The following is a 25,298-nucleotide window of genomic DNA, read 5'->3' as shown; positions in this document are numbered from 1 at the left end:
TTAACATTAATTTTGAAGGCTGATGGGAAGCTGGTAATTACAGGTTTCCCATCTCCTTTTCGTAGCAGTATTGCACAGGAATGGAGAATGTTATGGAAGAGAATAAGAAGATTTCATCGGCTGTTATAAGAAGATTGCCAAGATATTACAGATATCTGGGCGAACTTATAGAAAGTGGTGTTCAGAGGATTTCATCTAAAGATTTAAGTGTGAGAATGAAAGTTACAGCATCACAGATAAGACAGGACCTCAATAATTTCGGAGGTTTTGGACAGCAGGGATATGGATATAATGTGAAGTATCTTTATGATGAGATAGGCAAGATACTTGGAATAGACAGGAAGCATAATATGATAATAATAGGTGCTGGTAACCTTGGACGTGCTATTGTTAATTATACAGACTTTGAGAAGCGTGGTTTTGTTATATGCGGCGTATTTGATAACAATCCAGAGCTTAAAGGTGAAAGCATTCACGGAATAGATATAATGATGATGGATCAACTTGCCGATTTTATACATAAGAACGATATAGAGATAGTTGCACTGACAATACCAAAGCAGGCGGCTAAGGAAATCGGAAAGCAGGTTGCAGATGCAGGAATTAAGGCTATATGGAATTTCGCACATACAGATCTTAATCTGCCAGATGACGTAATAGTTGAGAATGTACATTTATCAGAAAGCCTTATGAGACTTTCTTACACAATTGCCAATAAGCACTCATAAAGATATTAAATCCAAAGGGGGAATTGATGGTGTCTAAGATAACTTATGAATTGTTAAAGAATAGTGATGTATTTAAGAATATTCCGATTCTTACGCTTGATGAGCGATGGTATCACCTTATTAACGAGAAGAATAAGACAGATGAGATTGCGTATTGGGAGAAACAGGTTAATGAACTGCTTAAGAAGCAGGGAAGAATTAATAATGACATTAAAGACATCAAGAAGCTTAAAAAGCAGCTTATCAATGATGTTGTTGAGAATATGGAAGATGATGATTCAAGCAGGCAGAAGCAGAAGCGTATGAGCCAGAACCAAAGACTTATACAGGAGTCTAATGACAAGATAGCTTCGCTTGAAGATGAACTCTTAGAAGTACCAAGAGAATTGGCAAGGGCTAACGAGAAGCTTCTTACAGAGACACTTAAAGCCTGCTATGACAGAATGAATGCCAATACAGAGGATATAGAGGTACTTGATAAGTGGATTAATGCTACAAGAGTCAAGCTTAAGAAGAATATTCTTATAAAACAGGATAAAGAAACTGTTAATAATAATATGTATTCTCTTATACACGATATTATCGGACCTGAGAATTGTAGTGCAGTTGACAGAATTAATGAAGGCAATGTAGGAGATAAGCAGTAATGAGATATGTATTAGATGCGGCTTCTATGAAGAATGTGGATTCTTATTCAATTAATACTCTTGGTATACCATCAGTTGTGCTTATGGAAAGAGCCGCACTCTCAGTGACAGAAGCTATTGAAAGCAAGGTTAAAGGAAATATACATACAGACATTATATGCGTATGTGGACGTGGCAATAATGGGGCAGATGGACTTGCGGTGGCAAGACAGCTTTATCTTAAGGGCTACAATGTGGATGTGTATATAATTAACTCACACGCTTCTACCAAAGAATTCGATATACAATTGAACATAATAAAGAATCTGGGCATAGAATGTATTAATAGCCCGGATTTTTCTAAATATGGGGTTATTGTAGATGCCTTATTTGGCAATGGCTTATCAAGAGAACTGGCAGGAGAGGCCAGAATAGTAGTAGATACAATTAATAAATGCAGTACATCAGTGCGTTCACAGTATACACAGAATAGCGACAATAATGGAAACAGGCTTGTTGTGGCTGTTGACATACCATCAGGTATAAGTGCATCGACAGGTGTGGTTATGGGATCTGCGGTTAATGCTGATATAACAGTTACCTTTGGATTTGAAAAAATCGGACATATATTATATCCAGCAGCTTCATATTGTGGGAAGATTATAAGAAAAGATATAGGTTTTGCACAATACCCGGATATGACAAGGGATATTTTCACATATGATTATAGTGATATATCTGATATGCTTCCGCTAAGAAAGCCTGATGGCAATAAAGGAACATTTGGAAAGGCACTTGTAATAGCTGGTTCAAGGCTTTATGGAGGTGCAGCAGTATTAAGTTCAAGAGCGGCGGCACGTATAGGTGCAGGGCTTGTAAGAACCCTTACGCATATAAGCAACCGTACAGCAGTTATAACGGGCAATATGGAATGTATTGTTGATACATATGATACTGATGAGGAATGTGGAGATTTTGTTAAGAATACAGAGACATTAGTGGATAAATGTATCTGCTGGGCAGATGTTGTGTGCATAGGTCCGGGGCTGTCTATGGAAGAAAGTGCAGTAAAGCTTGTAAGAAGTGTGTCAGCAAAGAAGAATATTAAAAAGCTGTATGATGCAGATGCCCTTAATATAATCGCCCAATATAAAATTGAACTTGATGGCAGTAATGATGATGTAGACTATGAAGCTGGCGGCAATAGTGGTAATGCTTCATATAAAGATGATATGTCAGATAAGAATGTTGTCGTTACACCACACATAGGAGAAATGTCACGTCTTACAGGACTTGATATTGCGGTGATAAAGAATAATCCTATAGATACAGCAAGAACATATTCAAGAGAACATAATTGCGTATGTGTATTAAAAGATGCAAGAACTATTGTTTCTGATGGAGAAAGAGTGTATATTAATATGTCAGGCAATGATGGAATGGCAACAGGAGGTTCGGGAGATGTGCTTTCAGGCATAATAACAGGACTTATGGCACAGGGACTTACTACTTTTGAAGCTTCAGCACTTGGCGTATATATACACGGCTGTGCAGGAGATGAAGCTGCCTTAAGTAATGGTAAGTATTCTATGGTTGCGGGCGATATTATTGACAATATAAAAAATGTGCTTATAAAAGCAAGAGGTGAATAATGAGTAAGTATTACAGAGTATATGCAGATGTAGATCTGGATGCAATCAGGGCTAATTGTATTGAGCTTATGAGCAAGACAGAACCTTCAACAAAGGCACTTGCAGTTGTTAAAGCAGATGGCTATGGACACGGAGATGTGGCTGTATCCAAGGCAGTAAGAGATTTAGTATATGGATATGCAGTTGCTACGCTGGATGAAGCTGTTAATTTAAGAGAAAATGGAATTAATAAGCCAATACTTATATTAGGCTATGTTGAGCCTGAGGAATATGAGGCATTGGTTAAGAATGAAATAGATGCAACAGTATTTGACTATGAGACAGCCAAGGCACTTAATGATGTTGCCTTAAGGCTTGGAAAGGTAGCTTTCTGCCATATCAAGGTTGATACCGGAATGAGAAGAATAGGTCTTGAGCCAGATGAAAGTGGTGTTGAGATAGTTAAAAAGATAAAGAATTTAAAGGCACTCAATGCAAGAGGCCTGTTTACACATCTTGCAACTGCTGATGAGAAGGATAAGACCGCTGCATTAAGACAGATTGCAAAGTATGATGCTTTTGACGATGCGTTGAAGAAAGAAGGTATATCATTTGAGATAAAGCATGTATCCAACAGTGCAGCTATTATAGATATGCCACAGGCTAATCATGGAATGGTGCGACTTGGAATTGCTTTATATGGAATGTATCCATCAGATGAAGTGGATAAGTCAGCAGTAGCACTGAAACCAGCACTACAGCTCAAAAGCCATGTGGCTATGGTAAAGACAGTTCCAGCAGGAGAAAAGATAGGTTACGGCGGAACATTTGAAACTAAGAGAGAAACAGTGCTTGCAACTGTAACAGTGGGATATGGCGATGGATATCCAAGGTCATTATCATCAAAGGGATATGTGCTTATTAATGGTAAGAAAGCTCCTATAACAGGAAGGGTATGTATGGACCAGATGATGGTAGATGTTACAGATATAGGTCCTGTAAATCGTGGTGATGTTGTAACATTAGTAGGAAAAGACAAGGATGCAGAGATTACAGTTGAAGAGATTGCTGCTTTAGCAGGAACATTTAATTATGAATTTGTGTGTGACCTTGGCAAGAGAATTCCAAGAAATTATTATCTTAATGGACAATATATTGGAAGTCATGATTATTTTCATGAGAACTGGAAGTTAATAACAGATTAAGAAGTAGTGGAATATACAGCATTTTCATAAAATTATTAAATAACAAACCTGCAAAATAATTGAATACACGTCAGAAACCTTGGCAATACTTTGAGTATAAACAATTAAGTAAATGCTTTGGGAGTGTGATATAAGTGGTAATTAAACGTGGGGATATATTTTATGCAGATTTAAGACCTGTGGTAGGTTCTGAACAGGGAGGTATAAGACCTGTTCTTATAATTCAGAATGATACAGGCAACAGGCATAGTCCGACAGTTATATGTGCAGCTATAACATCCAAGATGAATAAAGCTAAGCTGCCAACGCACGTTGAGATTGATGCGTGTCATTACGATATCGTAAAAGATTCAGTTATATTGCTGGAACAGTTAAGAACAATAGACAAGAAAAGACTCAAAGATAAAGTATGTCATCTTGATAATGAGATAATTAATCAGGTTGACAAGGCATTGAGGGTTAGTCTTGAGATGAACCTGAAACAAGATTGACGATATAATAGAATATATGGTATTCTATAGGGAATGATTATATAATAATATAATTATCTAAATAACGAAAGGAAATGGATATAACTATGAATGATGGTCATCCCGCGGATGGGAACCAAGGATTGTTTTCTGGCTTATTTAAGAAGCTTACTAAAGGAAAACGCGACGAAGATGTAACAGAAGAGATTATGGATATGGTTAATGAAAGCCATGAACAGGGAGTTATAGCTGAGAATGAAGCTGAGATGATTGGCAATATATTTGAATTTGCCGAGAAGCAGGCATCAGATGTTATGACCCACAGGAAGAACATAGTAGCACTTGATGCCTCACTTACAGTTAAAGAGGCATTTGATATAGTGATGGAAGAAAGCTACTCAAGATATCCTGTATATGATGATGATATTGATAACATAATTGGCATATTACATATCAGAGATCTTCTGAAGGTATACGTTAAAGGCAGTGATAAGGATAAGAAGCTTTATCAGGTTAAAAATCAGGTTATGTTTGACCCATTCTGTATTCCAGAGACAAGAAGCATAAGTGTATTGTTTAAGGAAATGCAGTCAAAGAAGAATCATTTTGCTGTTGTTGTTGATGAGTATGGACAGACAACAGGAATTATTACAATGGAAGATATACTTGAAGAGATAGTAGGTAATATTTTTGATGAATATGACGAGGAAGAGGAGCAGATAAGACAGCTTTCTGATGGAAGTTACGAGATGGACGGCCAGACACCTCTTGAAGATATTGAAGAGAAGCTTGATATTAAGTTTGACTGTGAAGATATTGATACTATCAATGGATATCTTATATATAAGCTTGGTAAGATTCCTGATGAGAATGAAGAGTTTGAAACAGAGTGTGGGGGATATATATTCCGCATATTATCTGTTGGCAATAAGATGATTCAGAAGGTGCTTGTGAGTAAAGCTGATAAGAAGGATAAGGGTAATGAAGCCGGATAAGATTAATAAGCTTATAAAAAGGCTGGCGGCAGTATCTTTGTGGCTGATAATATGGCAGATTGCCAGTGTGATGACAGGACTTGAGCTTTTGCTTGCAAGTCCTGTTACTGTATTAAGGACACTGGCGGGTATGCTTGTTACAAGGCAGTTCTATGGGATACTGTATTTAAGTGTTATGCATATTATGTCGGGTATGCTTGCTGGCTGTCTGATTGGAATATGTGCAGGAATATTGTCTGCACGGTTTGATTTTTTAAAGGAGTGGCTCGGCATTGCCGTACAGTTAATGAAATCCCTTCCGGTTGCGGCATTTATAATACTTGTGCTTATGTGGTGGGGTTCTAAAAATGTTACATTTATTATCAGTGCAATGGTTGTAATACCAATGATTACGACAGGCGTAAAAGAAGGCATTGATAATACAGATAACAAGCAGATAGAACTTGCCAGAGTATATGATATGACTGCATTTAACACATTCAGATATGTATATCTTACAGGTGTATATCCGTATATTACAGCACAGTTAAAGGTGGCAGCCGGAATGTGCTTTAAAGCTGGAATATCGGCAGAGATAATAGGGCTTGTGACAGGGACAATCGGTACGCAGATGTACTATGCCAAAATGTATCTTTTATCTGCTGAGTTATTCTCGTGGAGCATAGTTGTAATTGTGGTGAGCCTTGTTATAGAAAAATGTATAATATGGCTTGCGAAGATGCTATATAAGTGCATACAGCATATATAAAATTATTAAATTGGTAAAAATATGAAAACATTAAAATTATCAGATATATCAAAGAAGTACAATGACATCACAGTCCTTGCTAATGCTAATGCAGAATTTACTTCATCTAAGATAACCTGTATCAGGGGACAATCAGGAGCTGGAAAGACGACACTGCTTAATATTATAATGGGAGTTGAAAAGACGGATAAAGGCATAGTGGAATTCGTTAATGATAATGGACAAAGCGTTAAGCCAGTGCTTTCAGCAGTATTTCAGGATTGCAGGCTTATAGAACACCTGTCACCAGTGATTAATGTAAAAATGGTGCTAAAGAAGAATAAGAAGAATTCTGCCAAAGACGTGGCTTTTGCTGTAAAGAGTGAGCTTTTAAAGCTTCTTGACAAAGAGGCACTAGATAAGCCTTGTAGTGAATTAAGCGGTGGCATGAAGAGGCGTGTTGAGATTGTAAGGGCAGTGATGGCTGAATCGGATATAGTTATTATGGACGAGCCATTTGCAGGTCTTGATGAAGTTACCAAAGATAATGTTATTAATTATATAATTAATAATATCAATAATCGTATTGTGATAATATCCACACACGATGAGGAAGATGTAAAAAAATTAAGAGCTAATGTGCTTTTTGTTGACAATAAAGCTGGCAGTTGCTACAATAATGTGTGATTTTAGATGACTGTCATATATTGGCAGTATGGAGGAAAGAGATATGAGAAGAGCAGTATTTTCAATTCTAGTAGACAATTCATCAGGTGTTCTTAGTCGTGTAGCAGGCTTATTCAGCCGAAGAGGCTATAATATTGACAGTCTTACAGTTGGTGAGACACTTGACCCTAAGCTTTCAAGAATGACAATAACAGTAACAGGTGATGATGATATTCTTGAGCAGATTGAAAAGCAGCTTGCTAAGCTTATTGATGTAAAGGAAATCGTAGAACTTCCTCATGATGAATCTGTATGCAGGGAACTTGTTCTTATCAAGGTATTATGTACAAGAGAGGAAAGACAGCAGATAACAACTATGGCAGATATATACAGGGCTAATATAGTAGATGTTGCTAAGAATTCTCTTATTATTTCGCTTACAGGAAGCCAGAGCAAGATAGATTCATTTATCGCATTACTTGATGGTTTTAAAATTACAGAACTCGCAAGAACTGGAATAACTGGACTTGCTCGTGGTGCTGCAAATTTAAAATAAATTATTTATTACATTCGGAGGTATTTGTAAGATGGCAGAGGCTAAGATTTATTATCAGTCAGATTGTAATTTATCATTACTTGATGGAAAGACAATCGCAATCATCGGTTACGGCAGCCAGGGACATGCACATGCATTAAACTTAAAGGATTCAGGATGCCACGTAATTATCGGTCTTTATGAAGGATCAAAGTCATGGAAGAGAGCTGAAGAGCAGGGCTTTGAAGTATTCACAGCAGCAGAGGCAGCTAAGAAAGCTGATATTATTATGATTCTTATCAACGATGAGAAGCAGGCTAAATTATATAAGGAAGATATTGAACCAAACCTTGAACCAGGCAATATGCTTATGTTTGCTCACGGTTTCAATATTCACTTCGGTTTAATTAAGGCTCCTAAGGGCGTTGATGTTACTATGATCGCTCCTAAGGCACCTGGACATACAGTACGTTCTGAATATCAGGCTGGTAAGGGAACTCCTTGTCTTGTAGCTGTAGAACAGGATGAGACAGGTAAGGCTCTTGATATGGCACTTGCTTATGGTCTTGGTATTGGTGGAGCAAGAGCAGGTCTTCTTGAGACAACATTCAGAACAGAGACAGAAACAGACCTCTTTGGTGAGCAGGCAGTTCTTTGTGGTGGTGTATGTGCACTTATGCAGGCTGGTTTTGAAACACTTTGCGAAGCTGGTTATGATCCACGTAACGCTTACTTCGAGTGTATCCATGAGATGAAGCTTATCGTAGATCTTATCTACCAGTCAGGCTTTGCAGGTATGAGATATTCTATCTCTAACACAGCTGAATATGGTGATTACATAACAGGTCCTAAGATCATCACAGAGGATACAAAGAAGGCTATGAAGAAGATTCTTTCAGATATCCAGGATGGTACATTTGCTAAGGAATTCTTACTTGATATGAGTGAAGCTGGCGGACAGGTTCACTTCAAGGCTATGAGAAAGCTTGCATCAGAGCATCCATCAGAGCAGGTTGGTGCAGAGATAAGAAAGCTTTATAGCTGGAACAACGAATCAGACAAGCTTATCAACAACTAATAATTATAAGCAGAATATAACCCCTCCTTACTGTATTGGTAAGGAGGGGTATTTTTATGTAATAGGGAATTCTGATGGCTTACTGCTTATTCTCGAATTCGTCCTTGTTCGCATCATATTTTTTCTTATATAAATTCCTGGTTCTATATGCCTGGGCTATAATAACAACTCCGATTATAATAATAGCAATTATTGTAATTGCTGATTGTTTGATATCAGGCTTGGTGTTTGCGGCATTATCGGCAGTATCTTCTTGGTCAATGCCGAATTCAACATCTATAGGTTCGTCCGTCTTGGTAGCAGCCTGTTCTTTGTAAGGTGTAACATTTTCCATCATATTATTAGTTGTATCCAAGCCGACAAGAGTTCTGTAAAGTCCGAATGAACGTGTATCGAATTGTCCATTAAAGGTTATTGCATAACCGCTGTCAAGCATATTAAATGAATAAGATATCTGTGATACATGTTTTTTGAAAGCGTCCTGTAATACCTGTACAGAAGTGCGGCTGCCAAGCTTATCAAGCGGTGTATCTACATCAAGAGTTATTGTATTATCACCATAAAGATGATAATAGGCCTTTGGAACGTCCCATAAGCCATACTTGGAAGCAGAATCAGGATACATATCAGCGTTATTGGAAGCTTCTAATGCTTCCTGTATTGCGGCGGCATATATACGGTGTCCGCCGTGTCCATATTCACCATTGAAATCCTGTGATACACATACTAAAGGCTTGAACTTTCTTATACATTCTGTTGAATATGAGATAATATCATCATATACATACTGTGATTTGGCTTTTTCAAGGCTTAAGGAGTATAAGTCCTCAAATGTTCCTTTAACAGGATAATTCTTAATTCCACATTCCCACAGACCATCAAGTTCCTCGTGCTGTCTTACAGGTTCAGTGAGAAAGAAATCGCACATATAGGCAATCTGTACATTAAGATTTTGCTCACCGCCATAGTTAGTAAGAACTCCACCTAAGAATAATATCTCATCATCAGCGTGTGTTGAGAATACAAGAATATCTGTCATTCCATACAGAGGTGCTTCCCATCTTTGCACATTGTCAGGAAGATTTCCCCTGGAATATGCGTATATGTCTGATATCTGCATACCCTCTGGTACATTTATTGTAATATCACGGCTTCCGTCTTTGATATCCATATAATCGTGAAGAAATCCATTTTCTCCACACTTAACAGTCTGGCTGTTATAAGTAATCGTATAATTAGTGACTTCACTGCTCCATATGATGTAAAGCCCATAAATGTTCTCATCTGCTTTGACATTTACTGTGGCATTAGGGACGAGATTAATAGTTGTGTCATATGAGCCGTCTGTTAAATTCTTAGTGTAATCAGATACACTGCCATTATTATTAACGGATACGGTTATGCCTATATTATGTGCTGTATCATTGTCAGTTGTGGCAGAATTTCCAGATGTGATGTCCGGTGCATTTGCAATATTAGCAGTACTGCTGTCTGCCGCATAGGAAATGGTGTGTGAAGACAACACTATTCCGATGGCGGAAAATGCAATGACAGCAGATTTAAGTAGCAGTTTCATTATTAATCTCCAATCTGTATATATTTAATGTTTATATTGTTTTTTCCATATGGTAAAATAACATATTATGCACATACTTTCAAGAAAAGATGCAAAATGGCACGTTTAAATAGATACATTTAATTAGAATAGATATTTTTAATAGATAAATGGATATAAGGAAAGAAGATATTAGTAAAATGAGGCTGAGAGTTGGAATATGTAATAACGAAATAATAAATGCCCAGACAGAGCTTGTCATAAGCCATATTAAAAAGGTACACAAGGATGTGAGCTTTACTAAGTTTGATATAGGCGGTGGCAGGCATTTTAATACATCAGGAATAGCAGGGGTGCCTGAAAATGTATTATGTAATATGAATGATGTTGTGCCGTGGTCAGTAGCTGTATCTGATGCAATATCAGCAGGTTATATAGATGTGGGAGTTACAGGTCTTAATGAACTTTTTGCTAATGATATGTCTGAAATATTAAAACAAGGTGTCACACTTAGTGCAATAACAAAAAGGCGGGACACAAGGGCTGTGCTTATAACTAAGAAGAAACGAAGAAGTGCTGATACAGATAATAAAGTAAAGCTTTATACGGACAATTACGATAAGCTTAAAAGGTGCAGATACATTTATGATAATACCGGGTGCCAGCTTTTAGATACAATAGAGGACTGCATTGATATGCTTATGGAAAATGAGTGTGATGGGGTATTTGCAGGAAGCGATAATATAAGAATGTTAAGGCTCAACCACATAAGAGGCTGTGATTATAATTATGTGGAGAATAATATATATATACCGGATACAGGGGAGGCAGTGTCTGCAATACTTACTGCTGATGATGAGGAAATATGCAGTATTATAGGGAAGGCAAGCGATGAGCAGACTATAAAGATAATAGATATTGAAAGTGCATTAATAGGGCGGATTAAGTCTTACGGAATGGTAGATGATGCAAAGGTGATTGTATCATTTAATGGTAAAAATGCTGTTATTGCAGCCAATATATACAGGGGTGATAAGAGCTTCCGATGTGAGGTGAAAGGCGAAGATGTATATATTGAGAGAATGATGGATAAACTTGTAAGACAGATTTTGCATAAATTAGCGTGATTAATATTGACAGATATGTTATTATTAAAATGTTGAATTATATATAGACTAGATGGGAATGGTAATTTATGGAATTTAAGAAGATAAATGAAGACAAGTTTCAATGCCTGTTATACGAAGAGGATCTTGAATATAATAATATAACACTTGATGATTTCTTTAGAAATGACACAGAAAAGATACATAATCTGTTGGAAGTTATTATGGACGAAGCACATAAGAATATAGGAGTTGAACTTGGTGGCGGCGTTATGTCATTACAGCTTGCACCACAGCCAGACCATTCAATCCTTCTTACTGTATCATCAGGAAAGGAAGATTTTGGTAATATGTTAAAGCAGGCAGGCGAGAGAGCTGCAAAAGCTTTAGGTGACAGGTCAAAGAGTGAGAGTAATGTTATAAAGAATGGCGGTGAGGATCTTAAAGCTCCGGAGTTTGCGGCATTTGATAAGTTGAAGGATATATTTGACCAGATGAAAGATATACCTGAGGCAGAGAAATTTATAAAAGAAGCTAAGAAAGCGAAAGATAATAAGCCAAAGGTCAGTGATGTTGTGACTGTAGGCTATGGCGTATATATTCTTGACAGCTTTGAGGACTTTGAAGATATGTGTATGGTATGCCCTAAGGTATGGGGAGTTGCCAATGGAATATATAAGAAGGACAACCGGTATTATCTTGTGCTTGAGAAGGGAAGATGTGCCAGGGAACGCTATAACTCAATATGTAATGTTATAAGCGAGTATGCACGCCTTGACTCAGAGAAAGAGCAGAGAGTTATATGGGTTAAGGAGAATTGTGAGGCGGTTATAAAAGCCAACGCGATTAGTAAAGTTAAGAAGTATTTATAATTAAGGGAGAAGAATATGAGGTATCCGCATTTTCTTGCCTGTAATGGAAATATAGGCTTCGTTGCACCATCATTTGGCTGTGCAACGGAGCCTTATATTACAGGTTTTAAAAAGGCACAGGAGAGATTTAAAAATCTAGGCTATGGAATAGTTAATGGTCCTAATGTATATGAGGCAAATGGAATAGGAATAAGCAATACGCCAGAGCTTTGTGGACAGGAGCTTACTGATATGTACACATCTGACAAGTCTGATGCATTAATATCATGCGGCGGAGGTGAGCTTATGTGTGAAATTCTTGGTTATGTTGACTGGGATAAGATTGTTAAAGCAGAACCTAAGTGGTTTATGGGATATTCAGACAATACGAATTTTACATTTCTGCTTAATACAATAGCTGATACTGCAAGCGTATATGGACCTTGTGCGGCGGCATTTGGTGTAGACAAGCTTCATAATTCCCAGCTTGATGCAATCGGCGTGCTGACGGGAGAAAAGCTTAATATAAGTGGTTATGATATGTGGGAAAAGGAGTCTTTAAAGACAGAGGACAATCCCACGCCAGCGTATAACCTTACTGAGAAAAAGGTGCTTACAGCTTATATAGGAGATAAGAAGCTTGATAATAGTTCAGAAAGCTTTAATAATATAAAGGCATCAGGCAGGCTTATAGGCGGATGTATGGACTGCCTTGTCAACCTTTTAGGAACTAAATACGACAAAGTTAAGGAATTTAATAGTAAATACAGCGATGATGGCATTATATGGTTTCTTGAAAGCTGCGACCTTAATGTATTTTCAATAAGAAGGGCTATGTGGCAGATGGACAATGCTGGCTGGTTTGAGAATGTTAAGGCATTTGTAATTGGAAGGCCACTTGTATATGGACAGGAAATGATGGGACTTGACCAGTACAGTGCTATTATTAAAACAGCAGGCAGATACAATGTTCCGGTAATTATGGATGCAGATCTGGGGCATCTTCCACCAGCAATGCCTGTAATAAGCGGTGCATATGCAGAAGTTTCTGTTAAAGATGATAATATACATTTTTTATATGAGTTAAAGTAATATATAAAATGTATATATTATGATGAAAAGTGTAAAATGTACCAGATATGATGAAATATGTAAAAATTTTATGCTTATAAAACATAAAAACGTATAGAATTCAGATATCTTGCAAATGTATGGAATATACTGTAAAATAAACAAGATTAAGCGTTGGATATATAAGTATATACTTCGCGGATACAAGGAGGATTTATAATGGGAATGACAATGACACAGAAGATTCTTGCGGCTCACGCAGGTCTTTCTGAAGTTAAAGCAGGACAATTAATTGAGGCGGACTTAGACCTCGTACTTGGTAATGATATTACATCTCCAGTTGCCATTCATGAAATGGATAAGATGACTGTTAAGACAGTATTTGATAAGGATAAGATTGCACTTGTTCCAGATCATTTTGTGCCTAATAAGGATATTAAGTCAGCAGAGCACTGCAAATGTGTAAGAGAATTCGCAGCAAAGCATGATATTACTAACTACTTTGAAGTAGGACAGATGGGTATTGAGCACGCTCTTTTACCAGAGCAGGGACTTACAGTAGCTGGCGATGTTATTATCGGTGCTGATTCACATACATGTACATATGGTGCACTTGGTGCATTCTCAACTGGTGTAGGTTCAACAGATATGGCAGCAGGTATGGCAACAGGTAAGGCCTGGTTTAAAGTACCATCAGCTATTAAGTTCAATCTTACAGGAAAGCTTAACCCTTGGGTAAGCGGTAAAGATGTGATTCTTCATATTATCGGAATGATAGGTGTTGACGGAGCTCTTTATAAGTCTATGGAATTTGCTGGTCCGGGAGTATCTACACTTACTATGGATGATAGATTTACTATTGCCAATATGGCTATAGAGGCAGGTGGAAAGAACGGAATATTCCCTGTTGATGATCTTGCAAGAGAGTATATGAAGGAACATTCTAAGAGACCATTTGTTGAATATACAGCAGATGACGATGCAGAATACGATCAGGTGATTGATATTGACCTTAGCACAATTAAGTCAACAGTAGCATTCCCACATCTTCCAGAGAATACACACACAGTTGATTCTATAGATGATATCAAGATTGATCAGGTAGTTATCGGTTCATGTACTAATGGACGTATTGATGATTTAAGATGTGCCGCTAAGATATTAGAAGGCAGAAAGGTAGCAAAGGGCTTAAGAGTAATCGTTATCCCAGCTACACAGAAAATATATATGCAGGCTATAGAAGAAGGTCTTGTACAGACATTTATTAAAGCAGGAGCAGTTGTCAGCACACCAACCTGCGGACCATGTCTTGGTGGATATATGGGTATCCTTGCAGAAGGCGAGAGATGTGTATCAACAACTAACAGAAACTTTGTTGGACGTATGGGACACGTTGATTCAGAAATATATCTTGCAAGCCCTGCTGTTGCAGCAGCAAGTGCAGTTACAGGCAAGATAAGCCAGCCATCTGACCTTGGTTTATAATATATTGTAATCAGCACACTGAATATATTTAGAAGATACATAATTATTATGAATTATAAATGTGTACGAATACACAGGAAATGAGGAGTATATGAAAGCAGAAGGAAGAGTTTTTAAATTCGGCGATAATGTAGATACAGACGTTATTATTCCTGCAAGATATCTTAATTCTTCAGACCCAGCAGAGCTTGCTACTCACTGTATGGAAGATATCGATAAGGATTTTGTGAAAAATGTTAATAAAGGCGACATAATTGTTGCTAATAAGAACTTTGGATGTGGTTCATCAAGAGAGCACGCACCTATAGCTATTAAGGCAGCAGGTGTAAGCTGTGTTATTGCAGAGACATTTGCGAGAATATTCTACAGAAATTCAATTAACATCGGACTTCCTATTATAGAGTGTCCAGAAGCAGCTAAGGCTATCAATGCAGGCGATGATGTAGCTATCGACTTTGACAGCGGCGTTATCACAGATAAGACAACAGGACAGACATTCCAGGGACAGGCATTCCCAGAATTTATGCAGAAAATCATAAAGGCTGAGGGACTTGTGAATTATATCAATAATAAATAAAAAATGCATTACACACCGGTGCTGCTTAATGGACAATAATTCTAATTCTATTGAGCTTTGTGGCAGACGGACGAAATACAACAAAATAGCGGCTATATATCAACATCAGGCACGCTCCCGCTACTCTCAAACGCAGCGGATACTAAGGTGCTAAAGGACAGCACCTAAGTACCGGCGTTTTCAAAGTACCTGATTAACGATATATAGCCGCTATTTCGTTGTATTTCTGTGTGCTGGCAGAAGATAGATGTAGATTGTTTAGTGGCAAGAGCAATCTGTATGTCCTATAATATGTATTTGCCCATAAGATAGATGCATATAGTTTAGTGACAAGAGCCCGTTGCACATTGTATGTTGGGCGGGTATAGGTGTAGTCGTGGGAATATAGATTATAGAATATATTCTGTATGGATTGAGTTCTGACATTCTAGGCTGAAGGGGATAGTTAATTGCTGGCGATAATAGTTTACAGTATATAGATTGTGTAGATTAGGTGGTCATAAAATGAAATTATAATACAGAAAATATAGAAATAAAGATAACAGATATAATACAATTACAGCGGTTGAAATAATTGCAATGTTAATTTCAGGTATGAGGGTTATTACTTGTGAGGCTAAGTAAATTAAAAAATAAACGCATACCTAAATGAGTAGACACCCAGCGGGCGGAATAGCCAATATATCAAAAGTCAGGTACTTTGAAAACGCCGGTACTTAGGCGGTGTCCTTTACCGCCTTAGTATCCGCTGCGTTTGAGAGTAGCGGGAGCGTGCCTGACGTTGATATATTGGCTATTCCGCCCGTGTCCGTTGTCAACTAAAAGCTATCCGTTGTCAATTATGAACTAATCTTCCGTATATTTTATGTCCAATCCTAGCAATTCACTTTTTCCGCCAGCCTCTTAACATACTCAATCACCCTCTTAGAAATCTTCACACTATTATAAGCAGCCGCATAAGTAATATGCGATATATCCTCAATATAATTCCTTGTATAATTTACCGGAAATACAGGCTCTAACATATCAGCTACCTTATTATAAGCAATAGCTGCCTCATATTCCGTCCCATAAGTCCCTATTATAAAATCACCATTAATGTGAATTCTGCTCTGAAACATTATACGTCCGTTTTTTACAATCTGGCTCACGCCATTATATTTATTGACTACACACACATTTTCATATCTGAAATCGTGTTCGTCATTATTCCTGAAAATGTAATCTTTTCCTTTAACGGAATGACTGCGTATTCCAAATCTGGATAAAATGCTTGTCTGCATACCATAATCATTTACGAAATAATAACCGCCGCGGCACATAATTGTGTGGTGCGAATAATAGAAAAGGTCATCAATGGAAAATATAAGAGTATTCCCGGGTTCAAGAAAATACAAAAATGCCTTGTTGCACAGGTATATGGGTGTCTTAATATATATGCCATTGTCGCGGAAATTAATAAGACTTATGAACTTAGAATAAGGAAAATCAATATGACATTCGGCGTATGATGAAGTATGAAGGTCAATATTAACATAATATATGTCAGGCTTAAAAAGTATATCGCAAGCAGTACAGTAAACCTGTGAGGCTGTATTTTCATCATCATAACTTCCGATACTTATATGTTTATTCTTATATGTTATTGAAACCCTGTAATATACAGAGCCGTCTTTTTTATTGGTCTTGTAAACACCTTTAGCCAAGTTGTGGTTCTCCTTTAACGTATCTTGATTATTATGCTATCATATATTAGTGATATGTTAATTTGATTTTATAATAAATACATTGCTATCTTAATAATATTGTATATATTACTGTCAGCCGGAAATTGTCTAATATTTATCAATCCTATAAATTATATGATAAAATTAGTAATAATTCAATATACCTATTGTTTTTCGTATCATTCCTGTTGTATAATGGTTTCTGTTTAAAGCATTTTTAACAGGAATCCGGTTAGTGATGATAAAGCTGTTCCATTTACCAGATGTTGTTCTGGCAGGTACATATGTATGTGGGAGACGGTTATGCATCAGATTGACTGTGATTCACCCCAATAAAATAAGAAGGTGGAATAAGAGATGAGTTTATTTTACAGAAGTACAAGGGATGATAGTGTAAGAGTAACAGCCTCACAGGCTATATTAAAGGGACTTGCTCCAGATGGTGGATTATTCGTACCAGAATCTATTCCTTCATTAGATAAGAGCTTAGAAGAACTTTCAAAGATGTCTTATAAGGAAGTTGCTTATGAAGTTATGAAGCTTATGCTTGATGACTTTACAGAAGAAGAGTTAAAGAACTGTATTGACAAAGCTTATGATTCTAAGTTTGATACTGAAGAGATTGCACCATTAGTTAAGGCAGAGGGTGCATATTTCTTAGAATTATTCCATGGTGCAACTATTGCATTTAAGGATATGGCTTTATCTATATTACCACACTTACTTACAACATCAGCTAAGAAGAATGATGTTAAAAATGAAATAGTAATACTTACAGCAACATCAGGAGATACAGGTAAAGCAGCTCTTGCAGGTTTTGCAGATGTTCCAGGAACAAGAATTGTTGTATTCTATCCTAAGAACGGTGTAAGCCCTATTCAGGAAAAGCAGATGGTTACACAGAAGGGTGCTAATACTCACGTAATTGGAATTAAGGGTAACTTTGATGATGCACAGACAGGTGTTAAGAATATATTTGGTGATAAGGAACTTGAAAAGGTTATGAACAATGCCGGCTTCCAGTTCTCATCAGCTAACTCAATAAATATAGGACGTCTTGTTCCACAGATTGTATACTATGTATATGCATATGCAAGACTTCTTGCTAACGGAGAAATCAAGGCAGGTGAAAAGATTAATGCAGTAGTTCCTACAGGTAACTTTGGTAATATCCTTGCTGCATTTTATGCTAAGAATATGGGACTTCCTATTAATAAGCTTATATGTGCTTCTAATGAGAATAAGGTGTTATACGATTTCTTTACAACGGGTGAGTATGACAGAAACAGAGATTTCGTTCTTACAACATCACCATCTATGGATATTCTTATCTCAAGCAACCTTGAAAGACTTATCTATAGAATAGCAGGCAACAGTGCTGAGAAGAACAGCGAGCTTATGGCTTCACTTAAAGAAACAGGTAAGTATGAGATTACTGCTGATATGAAAGCACAGCTTTCAGATTTCTATGGCAACTATGCTACAGAGGCGGAAGATGCTGCTACTATAAAGGATTTATATGAAACTTGTGGATATGTTATAGATACACATACAGCAGTAGCTGCTACAGTTTATAACAAGTACAAGGCAGACACTAAGGACGAAACTAAGACAGTTATAGCTTCAACAGCAAGCCCATACAAGTTTACAAGAAGCGTAATGGAAGCAATCGACCCTAAGTATGCTTCAATGGGTGACTTTGAACTTGTAGATAAGTTAAGCGAACTTGCTAAAGTAAAAGTTCCTAACGCTATCGAAGAAATCAGAACAGCTCCAGTCCTCCACAACACAGTATGTGAAGTAAGCGAGATGACCAATGAAGTAAAGAAATTCTTAGGAATATAATCTAATCCTAAGTAATTTCTATTAAGAATAATTTTAACCTCAATAAAACTGCTGTGTAAATCAGGCAAAGCCCCAGATTTACACAGCAGTTTTTTATGTAATAGGAAATTCTGATAGAATTATCGCACACGGATGTGCGATGGAGCGAATACGCAACAGGACGTTGCGTCTGAGCGTTTGCGTCCCTCATAACCACAACAAAAGGAAAGTCTTAGAAATACCCAATCAGCTTTCTGGTGCCCGAAGCCCCACCCCCTTCTCCAAACACTTAATAAAGTTTATAATTTATTTATACAAAAAATTAAATTAATTGTTGACATCACCCTTGCAAAGTGATACCTTAATTATGTTGATATTAGCACTCCTGATTATTGAGTGCTAACAACAAAGAAAAGGAGGTATGTCATGGGGCTTGATGAACAGCTTGATGAGCGTAAAGTAAAGATACTTAAAGCAATCATTAAGAACTACTTAGAAACAGGCGAGCCAGTTGGTTCAAGAACGATATCTAAGTTCACAGACATGAAGCTTAGTTCCGCGACAATAAGGAATGAGATGGCAGACCTGGAAGAGCTTGGGTATATAGTTCAGCCACATACATCAGCAGGAAGAATTCCTACAGATAAAGGCTACAGATTATATGTAGACGATATGATGTCTGAGAAAGAACAGAACATAACCAACAGAGAGAACGAGGTTGCTGTTAAAGAACAGGAATTAAGTTCAATGAAGGATATGTTAGGTGAGAAGGTTGAAAAGGTAGAAGAGCTTCTTCAGAATGTTGCCAAGGTTCTTGCCAAAGATACTAATTATGCAACTATGGTAACGACACCTAAGGTAACAGGCAATAAGCTTAAGTTCGTTCAGTTATCACAGCTTGAAGCCAATAAGATATTAGCCGTAATAGTTATGGAAGGCAATCTTATAAGGAATAAGGTGATAACAGTAAGCGAGGATTTGTCACAGGAGAATTTGTTAAAGCTTAACATTCTTATTAATACAACACTTACAGGGCTTACTCTTGAACAGATGAATTTGAGCATTGTTTCAAAGATGGAAAATCAGGCAGGAGAACATATTAATCTTGTCAAAGAAGTTCTTGATGCGATTGTTGATACAATAAGCAGCGCAGATGATTTAAAGATATATACAAGCGGTGCAACCAACATATTCAAGTATCCAGAACTTAGTGATTCAACCAAAGCCAGTGAGCTTATATATGCCTTGGAGGAAAAGCAGAGCCTGTCAGATCTTGTTGTTGATGATGACAATAGTGTTGATGAACAGGATAGTAGTTCCAACAATGGTATTCAGGTATATATAGGAAATGAAACACCGATTGAATCTATGAAAGACTGTAGCGTTGTAACAGCAACATATGAATTACAGGATGGAATGAAGGGTACAATTGGTATTATTGGTCCAAAGCGTATGGATTATGAAAAGGTTGTGGAAACCTTGAAGAATATGAGGACGCAGTTGGATGATGTATTCAAGAAATCATAGAAAGGTGAGGAGATAAGGTGTCTAAGAAAGATAATAACATTAATAATGTTGATGAAGCAGATGTTAATATTAATGATACAGATGTTACATCAGATACAGATAAAGACGCTGATACTGTAGAAGCTCAGGGCTCGTCTGACGCAGATGTGAAGGCAGAGAAATCTGACAACGCAAGTGATGCGCAAGGAGCGGAGGAAACAGTTGATATAAATAATAAAAAGGACCAGAAGGACGCTGTGATTGAGGATTTACAAGATCGTTTGAAGCGTCAGATGGCTGAGTTTGACAACTACAGAAAGCGTACTGACAAAGAAAAGTCAGCAATGTTCGAGATGGGAGCTTCGGATGTAGTAAAGAAACTTCTTCCGATAGTAGATAATTTTGAACGCGGCTTTAAGTCAGTGACAGAGGAAGAGTTACAAACACCATTTGCCAAAGGTATGGATATGGTTTACAAGCAGACAATTAAGATGCTTGAAGACTTACAGGTTAAGCCAATCGAGGCAGTTGGTTCAGAGTTTAATCCTGAATTTCATAATGCAGTTATGCATGTGGAAGATGACTCTCAGGGCGAGAATATTATCGTTGAAGAGTTCGAGAAGGGTTACACATATAGAGATGTGGTTATCCGCCACAGTATGGTAAAGGTTGCTAACTAATACATCAGAATATTTAGTTGATGTATAATGGTATGAGCTTTTACCAGAAGTAAAGTATGTGGGTAGTTGTGATATAGAAAGAAGTCGTTTACAGGCTTAGGGCTTATCAGAACAATACACACACTTGTAACAAATAGAATTGATATTATTAAACAGTATGTCTATATAAGACATAGAAAGGAAGATAATTATGAGCAAGATTATTGGTATAGATTTAGGTACAACTAATTCATGCGTAGCTGTTATGGAAGGTGGTAAGCCAGTTGTTATTACTAACACAGAAGGTATCAGAACTACTCCATCAATAGTTGCATTTACAAAGAACGGAGAAAGATTAGTAGGTGATCCTGCTAAGCGTCAGGCAGTTACTAATGCTGATAAGACAATTTCTTCAATCAAGAGACATATGGGTACAGATTACAAGGTTGATATTGATGGTAAGAAGTACACACCACAGGAAATATCAGCTATGATTCTTCAGAAGTTAAAGGCTGATGCTGAGAGCTATCTTGGTGAGACAGTTTCAGAAGCTGTTATCACAGTTCCAGCTTACTTCAATGATGCACAGAGACAGGCAACTAAGGATGCTGGTAAGATTGCAGGTCTTGATGTTAAGAGAATTATCAACGAGCCTACAGCTGCTGCTTTAGCTTATGGTCTTGATAATGAACACGAGCAGAAGATTATGGTATATGACCTTGGTGGTGGTACATTCGATGTATCTATCATTGAAATCGGTGATGGTGTAATCGAAGTTCTTGCTACTGCTGGTAACAACAGACTTGGTGGTGATGATTTTGATAATGCTATTACACAGTATATGTTAGATGACTTCAAGGCTAAGGAAGGCGTAGATCTTTCTACAGATACAATGGCACTTCAGAGATTAAAGGTTGCTGCTGAGCAGGCTAAGAAGGAATTATCAAGTGCTATGCAGACTAACATCAACCTTCCATACATCACAGCAACAGCAGAAGGTCCAAAGCATTTTGATATGACACTTACAAGAGCTAAGTTCGATGAACTTACACACGACTTAGTAGAAAAGACAGCTGAGCCAGTTAAGAACGCACTTTCAGATGCAGGTCTTACAGCTTCAGAACTTTCAAAGGTATTATTAGTTGGTGGTTCTACAAGAATTCCAGCTGTACAGGATAAAGTAAAGCAGTTAACAGGTCACGAACCTAACAAGTCACTTAACCCAGATGAATGTGTTGCTATCGGTGCTTCTATTCAGGGTGGTAAGCTTGCTGGTGATGCCGGTGCTGGTGATATCCTTCTTCTTGATGTAACACCACTTTCACTTTCAATTGAGACAATGGGTGGTATTGCTACAAGACTTATCGAGAGAAATACAACTATTCCTACAAAGAAGAGCCAGATATTCTCCACAGCTGCTGATAACCAGACAGCCGTTGATATCAACGTAGTACAGGGTGAAAGACAGTTTGCCAAGGATAACAAGTCACTTGGACAGTTCAGACTTGATGGTATACCTCCAGCAAGAAGAGGTGTTCCACAGATTGAAGTTACATTTGATATCGATGCTAATGGTATCGTTAATGTATCTGCTAAGGATCTTGGAACAGGCAAGGAGCAGCATATTACAATAACAGCTGGTTCTAATATGTCTGATGAAGATATCGATAAGGCTGTTAAGGAAGCTGCTGAGTTCGAAGCTCAGGATAAGAAGCGTAAGGAAGCTATCGAAGTTCGTAACGAAGCTGACTCTATGGTATTCCAGACACAGAAGGCTCTTGATGAAGCTGGCGACAAGCTTGATGCTAACGACAAGGCAAATGTTGAGGCAGACCTTAACGCACTTAAGTCACTTGTTGAATCAACAGATGCTGAGAATATGACAGATGCTCAGGTTGATGAGATTAAGGCAGCTAAAGAAAAGCTTATGACATCAGCACAGAACCTCTTTGCTAAGATGTATGAAGCAACTCAGGGTGCAGGCACAGCCGGTGCTGGTCCTGATATGGGAGCTGGCGCAGGTGCTGATAATGCACAGGGAAGCGCACCTTATGGTGATGATGTTGTAGATGGTGACTACAAGGAAGTATAATTAAGTAATATATATGATGTGGTCTATGATTATTGAAGGTTATAATATCAGAGTTAATGTAATTAACAATGATTAATTATGGAGTTATATAAAGACTTCTTAAGACTTGACAATTATAGATGAAATCAGAAAGGAAGTCAGGACTCGTATCAGGGTACCTGACTCCTTTCGGGTATAGAAAGGCGGAACCTATATGGCAGAAAAGAGAGATTATTATGAGGTCCTTGGTGTGCCTAAGGACGCAGATGATGCAGCAATTAAAAGAGCATATAGACAGTTAGCTAAGAAGTATCACCCTGATATGAATCCGGGAGATAAAGAGGCTGAGGCTAAGTTTAAGGAAGCATCAGAAGCATATGCAGTTCTTAGTGATGCAGATAAGAGAAGACAGTATGACCAGTTCGGACACGCAGCATTTGAAGGCGGTGCAGGTGGAGCTGGCGGTGGCGGCTTTGATTTTGACTTCGGTGATATGGGCGATATATTTGGTGATATATTCGGTGGTATGTTCGGAGGCGGTTCAAGCAGCAGACGTAACAGCAACGGACCAAGACGTGGTGCAGATATAAGAGTTAATGTAAGAATTACATTTGCTGAGTCAGTTACAGGAACTAAGAAGAAGATAGATGTAACACTTAAGGATGAATGTTCTAAGTGTCACGGAACAGGTGCAAAGCCGGGAACAAGTCCTGAAACTTGTAAGAAATGTGGCGGACGTGGACAGGTAACAGTAACACAGCAGTCATTCCTTGGAATGATGAGAAGCGTACAGCCTTGCCCAGATTGTCACGGAACAGGTAAGATTGTTAAAGAAAAGTGTCCAGACTGCTATGGAACAGGTTATATAAGCAGCAAGAAGACAATTGAAGTTAATATACCTGCTGGTATTGATAATGGACAGTGTGTCCGTATTCAGGGCAAGGGCGAGCCAGGTACTAATGGCGGTCCAAGAGGCGATTTATTAGTAGCTGTAATGATATCAGCAGATCCAGCATTTGAGAGAGATGGCTATAACATTTTCTCAGATGTTGTAATAAGCTATCCTACAGCAGTTCTTGGCGGAGAAGTCAAGGTAAAGACTGTTGATGGTGAAGTTATATATGAAGTTAAGCCGGGAACAGCTTCAGGTACAAGAGTAAGGCTCAGAGGCAAAGGTATGCCAACATTAAGAAATCCTCAGACAAGAGGAGATCATTACATTACACTTATTGTTGATATTCCTACAAAGCTTAATAATGAACAGAAAGAAGCACTTATGGAATATGATAAGACACTTACAGGAGAGGAACACAAACATCCAAAGAAGAAGGGCTTCTTTAAATAAATGCATAAAGTTCTTATAAAAATACAAACGAAATATATCATTTCATTGTCGTATTTAAAGAATTATGATATAATCAAAGACACTGAGAAGTATCAGTCGAATAATTAAAAGAAAGGGGCTATTATTATAATGAGTAATATAGCAGATAAGTTTGAAGAACTTGGAGTAATTCCAGTAGTAGTATTGAATGATACAAAGGACGCACTTCCATTAGCTAAGGCATTAGTAGAAGGAGGTCTTCCATGTGCAGAAGTTACATTCCGTACAGAAGCAGCAGAGGAATCTATCCGTCTTATGCACGAAGCATATCCAGATATGGTACTTGCAGCAGGTACAGTACTTACAACAGAGCAGGTTGACAGAGCTGTAGCAGCTGGTGCTTCAGTTATCGTAAGCCCAGGTTTTGATCCAGAAATCGTTGATTACTGTATCTCTAAGAATATTCCTGTAATGCCAGGTATCGTAACACCATCTGAACTTGCTCAGGCAGTTAAGAGAGGTCTTACAAGAGTTAAATTCTTCCCAGCTACAGCAGCAGGCGGAATTAAGATGATTAAGGCTATGTGTGCAGCTTACACAACAGTAAGAATTATGCCTACAGGTGGTATCAATACATCTAACCTTGAAGAATTCTTATCTTGCGATAAGATCTTCTGCTGTGGTGGTTCTTGGATGGTTAAGGGTGACTTAATCAAGGCTGGAGAATTCGATAAGATTAAGGATATGACAGCTGAGGCAGTTGCTTTAGTTAAGGAAATCCGTTCTAAGTAATTAGTTCAGGCTACATAATTCAGATTATCGCTAAGATGACAATTGAATAATGTTATTTAAAAGGGCTTCATATATCTGTGTGACAGGTA

The 25,298-nt window shown here is 37.7% G+C and carries 23 protein-coding genes; 21 read left to right on the top strand and 2 right to left on the bottom strand.

Going from position 1 to position 25,298, the window contains the following annotated elements; translation table 11 throughout:
- Positions 1-92 precede the first annotated feature (92 nt).
- From WMO14_RS03655 to ilvC, 10 genes are all read left to right on the top strand, one after another.
- Positions 93-728 (top strand): redox-sensing transcriptional repressor Rex, encoded by a 636-nt coding sequence (locus WMO14_RS03655; protein WP_022502645.1) that lies wholly within the window; start codon positions 93-95, stop codon positions 726-728.
- Between the two features lie 26 nt (positions 729-754).
- On the top strand, positions 755-1,375 hold the full coding sequence (locus WMO14_RS03650; protein WP_349153294.1) for a hypothetical protein: 621 nt from the start codon (positions 755-757) through the stop codon (positions 1,373-1,375).
- On the top strand, positions 1,375-3,006 hold the full coding sequence (locus tag WMO14_RS03645) for an NAD(P)H-hydrate dehydratase (RefSeq protein WP_349153293.1): 1,632 nt from the start codon (positions 1,375-1,377) through the stop codon (positions 3,004-3,006). Before WMO14_RS03650 ends, WMO14_RS03645 begins: the two co-directional genes overlap by 1 nt.
- Positions 3,006-4,190 carry an alanine racemase gene (alr, locus tag WMO14_RS03640; RefSeq protein WP_022502648.1) on the top strand — a complete coding sequence of 395 codons (1,185 nt, stop codon included), beginning with the start codon at positions 3,006-3,008 and terminating at the stop codon, positions 4,188-4,190. The genes WMO14_RS03645 and alr overlap by 1 nt, the downstream gene beginning before the upstream one ends.
- Before the next feature lie 134 nt (positions 4,191-4,324).
- Positions 4,325-4,681: a type II toxin-antitoxin system PemK/MazF family toxin gene (locus WMO14_RS03635; RefSeq protein ID WP_022502649.1), complete on the top strand. Its 357-nt coding sequence runs from the start codon at positions 4,325-4,327 to the stop codon at positions 4,679-4,681.
- 86 nt (positions 4,682-4,767) lie between these two features.
- Positions 4,768-5,655 carry a hemolysin family protein gene (locus WMO14_RS03630; RefSeq protein WP_022502650.1) on the top strand — a complete coding sequence of 296 codons (888 nt, stop codon included), beginning with the start codon at positions 4,768-4,770 and terminating at the stop codon, positions 5,653-5,655.
- A complete protein-coding gene (locus WMO14_RS03625; RefSeq protein ID WP_022502651.1) occupies positions 5,642-6,403 on the top strand; it encodes an ABC transporter permease in 762 nt (253 codons plus the stop codon). The genes WMO14_RS03630 and WMO14_RS03625 overlap by 14 nt, the downstream gene beginning before the upstream one ends.
- Before the next feature lie 21 nt (positions 6,404-6,424).
- Positions 6,425-7,069 carry an ATP-binding cassette domain-containing protein gene (locus WMO14_RS03620; protein ID WP_349153292.1) on the top strand — a complete coding sequence of 215 codons (645 nt, stop codon included), beginning with the start codon at positions 6,425-6,427 and terminating at the stop codon, positions 7,067-7,069.
- A 43-nt stretch (positions 7,070-7,112) separates the two neighbouring features.
- Positions 7,113-7,604 carry an acetolactate synthase small subunit gene (gene ilvN / locus WMO14_RS03615; protein WP_022502653.1) on the top strand — a complete coding sequence of 164 codons (492 nt, stop codon included), beginning with the start codon at positions 7,113-7,115 and terminating at the stop codon, positions 7,602-7,604.
- Positions 7,605-7,635: 31 nt separating this feature from the next.
- Positions 7,636-8,661 carry a ketol-acid reductoisomerase gene (ilvC, locus tag WMO14_RS03610; RefSeq protein ID WP_055174115.1) on the top strand — a complete coding sequence of 342 codons (1,026 nt, stop codon included), beginning with the start codon at positions 7,636-7,638 and terminating at the stop codon, positions 8,659-8,661.
- A gap of 79 nt (positions 8,662-8,740) precedes the next feature.
- Here the strand turns inward: ilvC and WMO14_RS03605 are convergent, their stop codons facing one another.
- Positions 8,741-10,237, bottom strand: coding sequence for a PIG-L family deacetylase (locus WMO14_RS03605; protein ID WP_349153291.1), 1,497 nt, complete (start codon positions 10,235-10,237; stop codon positions 8,741-8,743).
- A 179-nt stretch (positions 10,238-10,416) separates the two neighbouring features.
- Between WMO14_RS03605 and WMO14_RS03600 the strand changes: the two genes are divergently transcribed.
- The 5 genes from WMO14_RS03600 (at position 10,417) to leuD (ending at position 15,306) form a co-directional block, all read left to right on the top strand.
- Positions 10,417-11,343, top strand: coding sequence for a hypothetical protein (locus WMO14_RS03600; protein WP_055174117.1), 927 nt, complete (start codon positions 10,417-10,419; stop codon positions 11,341-11,343).
- Between the two features lie 68 nt (positions 11,344-11,411).
- Entirely contained in the window at positions 11,412-12,194 is a 783-nt protein-coding gene (locus tag WMO14_RS03595) for an adaptor protein MecA (protein ID WP_022502657.1), read from the top strand.
- Between the two features lie 15 nt (positions 12,195-12,209).
- Positions 12,210-13,265, top strand: a complete 1,056-nt coding sequence (locus tag WMO14_RS03590) for a S66 family peptidase (protein ID WP_349153290.1) — start codon at positions 12,210-12,212, stop codon at positions 13,263-13,265.
- Between the two features lie 198 nt (positions 13,266-13,463).
- On the top strand, positions 13,464-14,729 hold the full coding sequence (gene leuC, locus WMO14_RS03585) for a 3-isopropylmalate dehydratase large subunit (RefSeq protein ID WP_022502659.1): 1,266 nt from the start codon (positions 13,464-13,466) through the stop codon (positions 14,727-14,729).
- 91 nt (positions 14,730-14,820) lie between these two features.
- Positions 14,821-15,306: a 3-isopropylmalate dehydratase small subunit gene (leuD, locus tag WMO14_RS03580; RefSeq protein ID WP_022502660.1), complete on the top strand. Its 486-nt coding sequence runs from the start codon at positions 14,821-14,823 to the stop codon at positions 15,304-15,306.
- A gap of 875 nt (positions 15,307-16,181) precedes the next feature.
- On the opposite strand, the gene WMO14_RS03575 is transcribed toward leuD, so the two are convergent.
- Positions 16,182-17,012 carry a hypothetical protein gene (locus WMO14_RS03575; protein WP_349153289.1) on the bottom strand — a complete coding sequence of 277 codons (831 nt, stop codon included), beginning with the start codon at positions 17,010-17,012 and terminating at the stop codon, positions 16,182-16,184.
- A 378-nt stretch (positions 17,013-17,390) separates the two neighbouring features.
- Here WMO14_RS03575 and thrC point away from each other — a divergent pair, with 378 nt between their 5' ends.
- From thrC to WMO14_RS03545, 6 genes are all read left to right on the top strand, one after another.
- The gene (thrC, locus tag WMO14_RS03570) at positions 17,391-18,878 is read left to right on the top strand and encodes a threonine synthase (protein WP_055174122.1); all 1,488 of its coding nucleotides are present in this window, start codon (positions 17,391-17,393) and stop codon (positions 18,876-18,878) included.
- Between the two features lie 405 nt (positions 18,879-19,283).
- Positions 19,284-20,384: a heat-inducible transcriptional repressor HrcA gene (hrcA, locus tag WMO14_RS03565; RefSeq protein WP_022013297.1), complete on the top strand. Its 1,101-nt coding sequence runs from the start codon at positions 19,284-19,286 to the stop codon at positions 20,382-20,384.
- 17 nt (positions 20,385-20,401) lie between these two features.
- The gene (grpE, locus tag WMO14_RS03560; protein WP_022013298.1) at positions 20,402-21,043 is read left to right on the top strand and encodes a nucleotide exchange factor GrpE; all 642 of its coding nucleotides are present in this window, start codon (positions 20,402-20,404) and stop codon (positions 21,041-21,043) included.
- A 190-nt stretch (positions 21,044-21,233) separates the two neighbouring features.
- Positions 21,234-23,114, top strand: coding sequence for a molecular chaperone DnaK (dnaK, locus tag WMO14_RS03555; protein ID WP_055174123.1), 1,881 nt, complete (start codon positions 21,234-21,236; stop codon positions 23,112-23,114).
- A 193-nt stretch (positions 23,115-23,307) separates the two neighbouring features.
- Positions 23,308-24,438, top strand: coding sequence for a molecular chaperone DnaJ (gene dnaJ / locus WMO14_RS03550; RefSeq protein WP_022503199.1), 1,131 nt, complete (start codon positions 23,308-23,310; stop codon positions 24,436-24,438).
- 129 nt (positions 24,439-24,567) lie between these two features.
- Positions 24,568-25,209, top strand: coding sequence for a bifunctional 4-hydroxy-2-oxoglutarate aldolase/2-dehydro-3-deoxy-phosphogluconate aldolase (locus WMO14_RS03545; RefSeq protein WP_022503200.1), 642 nt, complete (start codon positions 24,568-24,570; stop codon positions 25,207-25,209).
- The last annotated feature ends 89 nt before the right edge of the window (positions 25,210-25,298 follow it).

Source organism: Lachnospira rogosae (ex Hitch et al. 2025) (assembly GCF_040096455.1).
Classification (GTDB): domain Bacteria; phylum Bacillota; class Clostridia; order Lachnospirales; family Lachnospiraceae; genus Lachnospira; species Lachnospira rogosae.
Note: the sequence above shows the minus strand (reverse complement) of the source record. Positions and strands in the feature narration are given on the sequence as shown.